Below are 542 nucleotides of genomic sequence, written 5' to 3'. Positions count from 1 at the left end.
GATATTATGAGTGGTTAAATACCTTAAAATTTGATCATTCTGCATCAAGAATTGTTTATGAAGAATATATGCATCAATTAACTGAAATTCAGCAACGATTAAATCGTTTGGAGGAAGAAATCGAACGGCAAGCTATAATAGGTGTGCACGCACCAATGATTCAAGCCCTTCAAACACTCCGAGGAGTAGCTGTGGTTATAGCAGCTAGTTTAGTTGCAGAAGTCGAATCATTCCAACGATTTTCTTCTCCTAAGCAATTCATGGCATATGTAGGTCTTATTCCGAGCGAAAGTTCCAGTGGGGAACTTAGACGACAAGGAAAAATAACAAAAGCCAGAAACCGTCATGTCCGGAGATTGTTAATTGAATCCGAGTGGAGTTATCGATACCCACCGGCTGTAAAAGGAAAATTAAAAAAGAGACAAGAAGGACAACCACCAGCGATACTTCAGATTTCATGGAAAGCTCAAACTCGTTTGAACAAAAGGTATTTTCGGTTACTATCCCGTGGAAAAGTTGCCGAAAAAGCCATAACAGCAGTT

At 39.3% G+C, this 542-nt stretch carries 1 protein-coding gene; it reads left to right on the top strand.

Features of this window, described 5'->3' with window-relative positions:
- A partial coding sequence (locus tag JN080_RS29035) for a transposase (RefSeq protein ID WP_256239373.1) occupies positions 1 to 542 on the top strand: 542 nt, incomplete at both ends.

The organism is Bacillus sp. EB600, from assembly GCF_024494385.1.
Taxonomy (GTDB): Bacteria; Bacillota; Bacilli; order Bacillales; family Cytobacillaceae; genus JAEVLT01.
Note: the sequence above shows the minus strand (reverse complement) of the source record. Positions and strands in the feature narration are given on the sequence as shown.